7 protein-coding genes are annotated in these 6,637 nt (G+C 64.2%); 6 read left to right on the top strand and 1 reads right to left on the bottom strand.

Features of this window, described 5'->3' with window-relative positions:
- The 6 genes from AC2VLV_RS07640 to AC2VLV_RS07615 form a co-directional block, all read left to right on the top strand.
- Positions 1-606, top strand: a 606-nt coding sequence (locus AC2VLV_RS07640; RefSeq protein WP_486989410.1) for an oxidoreductase, incomplete at its 5' end; no start/stop codon positions are given.
- Positions 607-922: 316 nt separating this feature from the next.
- A complete protein-coding gene (locus AC2VLV_RS07635) occupies positions 923-2,356 on the top strand; it encodes a cytochrome c (protein WP_486989409.1) in 1,434 nt (477 codons plus the stop codon).
- Position 2,357: 1 nt separating this feature from the next.
- Positions 2,358-3,593, top strand: a complete 1,236-nt coding sequence (locus tag AC2VLV_RS07630; protein ID WP_486989408.1) for a hypothetical protein — start codon at positions 2,358-2,360, stop codon at positions 3,591-3,593.
- Between the two features lie 9 nt (positions 3,594-3,602).
- Positions 3,603-3,989, top strand: coding sequence for a c-type cytochrome (locus AC2VLV_RS07625; protein WP_486989407.1), 387 nt, complete (start codon positions 3,603-3,605; stop codon positions 3,987-3,989).
- 10 nt (positions 3,990-3,999) lie between these two features.
- On the top strand, positions 4,000-5,337 hold the full coding sequence (locus tag AC2VLV_RS07620) for an FCSD flavin-binding domain-containing protein (RefSeq protein ID WP_486989406.1): 1,338 nt from the start codon (positions 4,000-4,002) through the stop codon (positions 5,335-5,337).
- Positions 5,334-6,092 (top strand): c-type cytochrome, encoded by a 759-nt coding sequence (locus AC2VLV_RS07615; RefSeq protein WP_486989405.1) that lies wholly within the window; start codon positions 5,334-5,336, stop codon positions 6,090-6,092. Before AC2VLV_RS07620 ends, AC2VLV_RS07615 begins: the two co-directional genes overlap by 4 nt.
- A 30-nt stretch (positions 6,093-6,122) precedes the next feature.
- On the opposite strand, the gene AC2VLV_RS07610 is transcribed toward AC2VLV_RS07615, so the two are convergent.
- Positions 6,123-6,637, bottom strand: a 515-nt coding sequence (locus AC2VLV_RS07610; protein ID WP_486989404.1) for a tetratricopeptide repeat protein, incomplete at its 5' end; no start/stop codon positions are given.

Raw genomic sequence — 6,637 nt, 5'->3', positions numbered from 1 at the left:
GGCCTGCAAGCGGTGGAGCTGCACTGCGCGCACGGCTATCTGCTGCACCAGTTTTTGTCGCCGCTGTCCAATCAGCGCGACGACGGCTACGGCGGCACCCTGATCCAGCGCATGCGCTATCCGCTGGAAATTTTTGATGCCGTGCACGCCGCCTTGCCCGCGAGCATTCCGCTGGGCGTACGGGTTTCGGCAACCGACTGGGTGGAGGGCGGCTGGGATCTGGAGCAAACCCTTGCCTTCGCGCAAGCGCTCAAGGCGCGGGGTTGCGACTGGATCGACGTGTCTTCCGGCGGTTTGTCCCCCAAGCAGCAAATCCCCATCGGCCCCGGCTATCAGGTGCCCTTGGCTCAGGCGGTGCGAGAAGCGACCGGCCTGCCCACGATGGCCGTTGGCCTCATTACCGAGGCGCAACAAGCCGAAGCCATCGTGACCGAGGGCCGGGCCGATTTGGTCGCGCTGGCCCGCGCCCTGCTGTGGAACCCGCACTGGCCGTGGCATGCCGCGGCTGAATTGGGCGCGCAGGTCAAGGTGCCGCCGCAATACTGGCGCAGCGAGCCGCGAGACGCCCGCGGCGTGTTTGCCAACGCCGCCATCGGCCAACGCTGAGCTGCGGCATGGTTTCTGCTGTCCCTACAGGGCGCCAAGCTGCGCCAGATCAAAACAATATGCGGCGGCTCAATGCGCTGCAAGGCAGAAGCTGCGCCCACTCCCGAGAGAGCAATTCGCGTATACCCTGATTTTCTGCGGCAGACGTGCCGATTGTGACTGCCGTCACTCACACATAGATAAACCTGCAAGTCTCAATTTGTAATTTGCGAAAGATCAAATCCCTACTGATCGCCTCTCTCGATACTCCCACCCGTAACAAATTGTCGTCTTTTGCGACATCGCGGTGCATGTCGCACCAAGACAAGGAGTCGAGATGGATTGGGTCGGGCTTTATCCCACTTGGTACGAGGCGGGAGTGGGCAGCGGATGGGTGGTGGGCATCATGGCCACCATTCACGTGCTGGCATCGCACACCTCGGTCGGCGCAGCCATTCTGTTTGCGTATCTGGCGGTCATCGCCTACCGGCGCAACCAGCCGCAGTTGCTGGACTACATCCGCAAATACGGCATGTTCCTGCTGGTGTTCTCGTATGTCATCGGCTCGATCACCGGGCCGGGCATCTGGTATTCCACCACCGTTGCCAGCCCTCGCGGCATCTCGGCGCTGATCCACAGCTTTGTCTGGGTGTGGGCGACGGAGTGGGTGTTCTTCGTCATCGAAGTGGTCGGCGTCTATCTGGTGATCTATCTGGTCGGCCGGGTCGATCAGCGCACGCATATGCGCATCGCCGTGATCTTCGGCATGGCGTCGTACACCACCATGCTCATCATTCTGGGCATCCTCTCGTTCATGATGGTGCCGGGCAAGGAAAGCTGGCTCGCCAACGGGGGCGTGCTCAGCGCGTTCTACGGCAAGAACACCTTTGCCCAGCTCGCCATGCGCACCGCGTTCATGTTCACCATGACGGCGGTGGTCGGCGGCATCGTGGCGGCGCGCATCACCGATCCGGCCTTCAAGCGCGAAATTTCGCGCAAGCTGGCCTGGCTGGGCATCGTGTCGTCGATCACCGGGGCGGCGCTGTTCCAGTGGTATCTGCGCACCCTGCCGGAAACCGCGCATCTGGTGATGGACAACCGCCTGCCCTCGTACTTCCAGCCGGCCATCATCACCGTGCTGCTGGGCATTCTGGCGTATTTCGTGATGACGCTGATTTCCTCGCGCACCCTGGTGGTGTGGGGGGCGTCGGTGGCCACGCTGAGCATTCTGCTGTTCGGCCTGTGGCCGGAGGAAGTGGCGCGCGAATCCATCCGCAAGCCCTGGGTGGCCGGGCAATACATCTATTCCAACCAGGTCATCGGCCGTGATGTGCCGGGCATGAACATCAAGAGCGAAATTCCGCTGCTGGAGACACACGGCTTTCTCAAGACGCAGGTGTTCGTTCCCGACAACCTGCGCGTGGTCACGCCGGACAACATGCTCAAAGTCGGCGAATCGCTGGCGCTGACCACCTGCTCCAACTGCCACTCGCTGAGCGAAACCGGCATGCGCCCGCTGCATCGCTACTTCGGCGGCACGACCAACGTGACCGAGGTGGAAAACTACCTGCGCGGCGCGCTCTCCACCGGGGCCACGCTGTACATGCCGATGATTCCGCTCAAGCCCGAAGAAGCCGAGGCGCTTGCGGTGTTCATCGTCAACATGAAACAGCCGCAGGCTGCCATCGCCCACATCCAGCACAAGGCGGCGCTGGCGCAGGCTGACCAAGCCGCTGCGCTGCCCGCAACCCTGACCCAAGAGGTGCGCTGACATGAACTCTGAAATGCTCTATGCCCTGCGCGACGTCGCCGGGGTTCCGTCTCACCCCATCGTCTTTCTGGTGCTGGGCGTGCTGACCTTTGCGCTGCACATCGCTGCGGTACAGGTCATGCTGGGCGGCACGGCGCTGGTACTCGCCAACGCCTTCAGCCGCAACCCCATGCGCCGCCGCCTGGCTGCGGCCATGACCACCACCGCCAAGATCGCCGTCTCGGTGGCCGTGGTGCTCGGCGTGGCGCCGCTGCTGTTCGTGCAAGTCACGTATGACCCGTTCTGGTACACCAGCAATGTGCTTTCGGCCTGGTGGGTGATCGGCTTCATTCTGATCCTGATCGCGGGCTATATGGCGCTGTATTTTTTTTACAGCCGCAACCATCACCTCGACGACCCCAAGCAGGATGCTCGCTCGGGCTGGAGCCTGGTGGCCGCGCTGGCGCTGTTTCTGGTCGTGGGCTTCATCATGCATGTGCTCACCAACCAGATGCTCAGCCCCGAGAAGTGGATGAGCTGGTATGCGCCGGGCGGCGTGATCGAGCCGCACGGCCGCACCCTGCACGACTACAACCTGTGGCGCTTCGGCTTTTTCATCGCCCTGGCCGCGCCGGTGACGGGAGCCTGGCTGTTCGCCTATCGCCGCTACCTCAGTGCGGGCCAACTGGCCGACGCGAACTACCTGCAGTGGATCGGGGCCCTCGCCAGCAAGATGCTGAATCTCGGTGGCGTGATCGCCCTGGTGTTTCTGGTGGGATGGATGGCCACCCTGCCTGCCAACATCGCCGGGTTTGCCACCTCGCCTATCGTGCTGCTCAGCGTGGCGTTGCTGCTGCTCACCGTGGCACTGCCCACGGTGCTGGGCCAGCGCACGTTGAAAACCTCTCTCGGCTACGCCCCGTTCGCCCTCGGCGCGGTGGCGCTGATCGCCGTGGCGGCACTGCGCGAAGTGCTGCGCTGGACGGTGCTCAAGGGCATACACGGCTATGACGTGTTCACCTACCCCGTGCATCTCGACTGGTATAGCAATGTGCTGTTCTTCGCCACCTTCGCCCTCATTGGCGGCAGCACCCTGGCTTACTTCCTCACCATCGCGTGGAAAGTCGGACAGACGCCCAAGGGCCAGCTCTACACCCCATCAGCCGCAGTCGACCGCATCGGCACCGCCTCGCTGTGGCTGATCGGCATCTGGATCGTGCAGTTCTTCGTGGTCGGCTTCGTCGTCTGGGCGCAATAAGGATTTCGTATGCGACTCCATCACCTCACCCTCGCCTTGATCGGGCTCGTGTTCGCCATCGGACTGCTGGGCGCGAATGCCCCCGTGTTTGCCGCGCCAGCAGCACCCGCAGCGGTCGGCACACCCGCCGCCGCCCTGCCCCCCGGACCCAAAGCACCGCCCAGCGGCGCTGCCATGGCGCAAACCTGCGCCGGCTGCCACGGCACGGACGGACGGCTGCACGCCGCCGCCTTCATGCCCCTGGCTGGCATGCCCAAGGCGCAATTCGTGCAGGCCATGCGCGACTTTCGCGATGGCAAGCGCCCCTCCACGCTGATGGGCCATGTGGCGCAGGGCTTCAGCAATGACGAAATCGACGCCATGGCGAGCTACTTCGCCGCCGTCAAACCCGAATAAGAGGCACTCCATGAACTCTCGTCGTCAATTTCTGCTCGCCGGCGCCACGGCGCTGGGCGCTGTTGCCTTCCCAGCCATCGTTCGCGCGGGTCAGGCGTCTGCCCGCATCGTCATCGTCGGCGGTGGCGTGGGCGGCGCCACCGCAGCCAAATACCTCAAGATGGCCGACCCCAGCCTGCAGGTCACGGTGATCGAAAAAAACCCGGTCTACATCCGCCCTTACGGATCGAGCGAGGTGCTCAACGCGCACGTCACGATGCAAGACCTGCGGGTGAGCTATGACGTGCTGCGGCAGAAGCACGGCGTGGCCTTCGTGTTCGATGCCGCCAAAAGCCTCGACCCGGTGAACAAGACCGTCACCACGGCCAGCGGCAAGGTTTTGGGCTACGACAAACTCATCGTCTCGCCTGGCATCAAGCTGCGCTACGACAGCCTGCCCGGCTACAGCGAACAGTTGGCTGAAACCCAAGTGCCCAGCGGCTGGATTGCCGGGGCGCAGACCGCGCTGCTGTCCAAGCAGTTGCAGGGCATGCGCGACGGCGGCACCTTCGTGCTGGCCGCCCCGCCCAACCCCTACCGCTGCCCGCCCGGCCCCTACGAGCGCGCTGCGCTGATGACGGAGTGGTTCAGCAAACACAACCCGCGCGCCAAGGTCATCATCGCCGACCCGAAGGACAGCTTTGTCACCGACGAAACCGCCCTGCTCGGCTGGAACCGGCTCTACGGCTACCAGCCTCCGCAGGAGTACCGCGCCAAAATCAAGGCCGAGCTTCTGCCCTCCACCAAACCCTGCGCGCTGGAGTGGATTCAGGCCAAGTCCGGCGGCACGCCGCAGCGTCTGGACGCCAAGACCATGACCCTGCACACCGCGGGCGGCGCGATCAAAGCCGACGTGATCAACGTCATCCCGGCCATGGTCGCCGGGCAGATTGCGTTCGACTTCGGCCTCACCAACACCAGCGGCTTCTGCCCGGTGCACCGCGCCACGTTTGAATCGACCTTGCACAAAGATGTGTACGTCATCGGCGATTCCAGCGTGGCCGATGCCATGCCCAAGTCGGGCTTCTCGGCCAACACCCAGGCCAAATGGGTGGCGCGGGTCATTGCCAACGGGCTGGCGGGACGAGACCCCGGCACGCCCGTCTGGGAAAACACCTGCTACGCCCTGGCCGGCAAAGACTACGGCCTGTTCGTCGCCGACGTGTTCAAGATCAAGGAAGACGGCAAGATCGGCCGGGTCAACAAAGCGCGCTACCTGCCGTTCGACGCCACGCCCGCCCAAATCCGCCTGTCCGCCGTCTATCAGCAAGCCTGGATTCAGGCCTTCACTCAGGACATCTTCGCATGATCACCGCCGCATTCCCCACCGCGTGGCGCCCACTCGCACTGGCCGCCGCGCTGCTCGCCAGCCCGATTGCGCAAGCCAGCGAACACAGCAAGCCCGCGCCCAAACCCTGGACCCCCGTCACCCTGCAAACCGCGTTGGGCGATCTGCCCAAAGGCAATGCCGCCGCGGGCAAGGCCGTGCACGATTCCATGATGTGCGCCTCTTGCCACGGCCCCGCAGGCAACGCCGAAACGATGAACTGGCCCAGCGTCGCCGGCCAGCGCTACGACTACACCGCCAAGATGCTGCTCGACTATCGCAGCGGCCTGCGCTCTGAGGACGAACGCGCAGGGCTGATGACCAGCATCGCCCGCCTGATGACCCCGCAACAGATCGCGGATATCTCTACCTACTACGCCAGCCTGCCCAAGCCCGTGGCTCCGCAGGCCCAGGCCGCCCTCGCCGCGCCGCTAAACGCCGCAGAGCACAAGCGGGTGGAGCAACTCGTGCGCAAAGGCGATGCCAACCGGCTCATCACCGCCTGCGCGTCGTGCCACGGCCTGCATGGCGAAGGCAAGGGCACGACGCCAGCCATCGCCGGCCAGACGACCGACTACTTCATCCGCACCATGCGCCTGTATCACAACGGCGAGCGTCACAACGATGTGTACAAAGGCATGAGCCAGTTCAGCCAGCGTCTGAGCGACGCCGATGCCCTGCTCATCGCCCGCTACTACGCCAGCCTGGGGCAAAGCCAAACCGCGAAAGCGGATTGACGAGCAGACTCACTCCAGGCCGCCGCCGGTTCAATGCGCCTGGGTATGGCCGAGGGCTGCGGCGCGCGCCTTGGCGATTTCAGCTGCCGTGCTGCGGTACGCCTCGGGGTGCGGCTGGCCGAGGCGCAGCGCGACCTCGATTGCGCCCTGCGCGGCCTTCCAGTCTCCTGCGGCAAGCAAAGCCTGCGCGAGATTGTTCATGGGATCGCCGTCCGAAGGGTTCGCGCGGGCCGCTTCAGCGAAATGAATCGCGGCCTGCGGATAGTCTTTGCGCGCATAAGCCAGATTGCCCAGACCCATCATGGCAATCCACGCCTTGGGCCAGCGCTTGAGCGCCGCCTCGTAAGCGGTGCGCGCCGCATCAGGCGCCACGCCTTCTAGAGGAGCGGCTGCACGCAAATACGTCGATTCATCCATTCCAGGCGGAAACTGCCCCGGTTTGACGGCAATGAATGCCCACCTTCCGCCCGCGGCCCAAGACCGATCAAACTGCTCGATGGAAAGTTGCAGATCACGAGCGGTGCTGGAACGCAAGGTGACACGAT

This window comes from Thiomonas sp. TH-17, assembly GCF_057473305.1.
This window is presented reverse-complemented; position numbering and strand designations above follow the sequence as displayed.

Bases quoted from the DNA above. Each gene is read 5' to 3' on its own strand.
- AC2VLV_RS07620 (WP_486989406.1), top strand. From the start codon at position 4,000: ATGAACTCTCGTCGTCAATTTCTGCTCGCCGGCGCCACGGCGCTGGGC.
- AC2VLV_RS07630 (WP_486989408.1), top strand. From the start codon at position 2,358: ATGAACTCTGAAATGCTCTATGCCCTGCGCGACGTCGCCGGGGTTCCG.
- AC2VLV_RS07635 (WP_486989409.1), top strand. From the start codon at position 923: ATGGATTGGGTCGGGCTTTATCCCACTTGGTACGAGGCGGGAGTGGGC.
- AC2VLV_RS07615 (WP_486989405.1), top strand. From the start codon at position 5,334: ATGATCACCGCCGCATTCCCCACCGCGTGGCGCCCACTCGCACTGGCC.
- AC2VLV_RS07625 (WP_486989407.1), top strand. From the start codon at position 3,603: ATGCGACTCCATCACCTCACCCTCGCCTTGATCGGGCTCGTGTTCGCC.